Source organism: Streptomyces chiangmaiensis (assembly GCF_036281785.1).
GTDB classification, from domain to species: Bacteria; Actinomycetota; Actinomycetes; order Streptomycetales; family Streptomycetaceae; genus Streptomyces; species Streptomyces chiangmaiensis.
Map to the genome: position 1 here is coordinate 1 of NZ_JAYWVC010000724.1, position 611 is coordinate 611.

Genomic DNA, 611 nt, shown 5'->3' on the forward strand with positions numbered 1-611 from the left:
CCTGGTCGTGATGTGCTTCTCCCGCAGCCAGGCCGAACGGGCGCTGGCCCGACTGGTTGAACTGCTGGGGAAGTTGGGGCTGAAGCCGAAGGTGGCCAAAACGAGGATCGTGCACCTGGAAGTGGGTGGGGAAGGCTTTGACTTCCTCGGATTCCACCACCGTCAGGTCCGCTCCCCGGGGCTGCACGGGCGCCGACGCGTCGACTTCCTCGCCCGCTGGCCCTCGAATCGGGCGATGCAGCACGCCAGGAACCGGATCCGGGAGATAACTGCCCGGCGCCGGCTGCCGCTGCATCCGCAAGTGATCGTGGAGGACTTGAATTTGTTCCTCCGGGGCTGGATGGCGTACTTCAAGTACGGTCATTCCGCCCGACGCTTCAGCAAGATCGGACGATACGCAGAGGAACGGGTCGCGCACTTCATCAGCAGGAAGCACCGGCGCAGCCGGGCCTTCGGCTGGTGGGTGTTTGCGGTTTCGTCTCCGAACCGGCTCGGATTGATCAGCCCGTACGGAACCGTCGTTGCACCTAGGGCGGGCAAGCCCTGGCGGGAGAGACCGAATGCCGCCGGTGAACGGCGTCGGTGAGCCGTGTGCGGGAGAACCGCATGCA

General features: G+C 65.3%; 1 protein-coding gene. It reads left to right on the top strand.

Annotated features, from left to right (window positions below):
* Positions 1-235: 235 nt before the first annotated feature.
* Positions 236-586 (top strand): group II intron maturase-specific domain-containing protein, encoded by a 351-nt coding sequence (locus tag VXC91_RS47425; RefSeq protein ID WP_408057647.1) that lies wholly within the window; start codon positions 236-238, stop codon positions 584-586.
* The last annotated feature ends 25 nt before the right edge of the window (positions 587-611 follow it).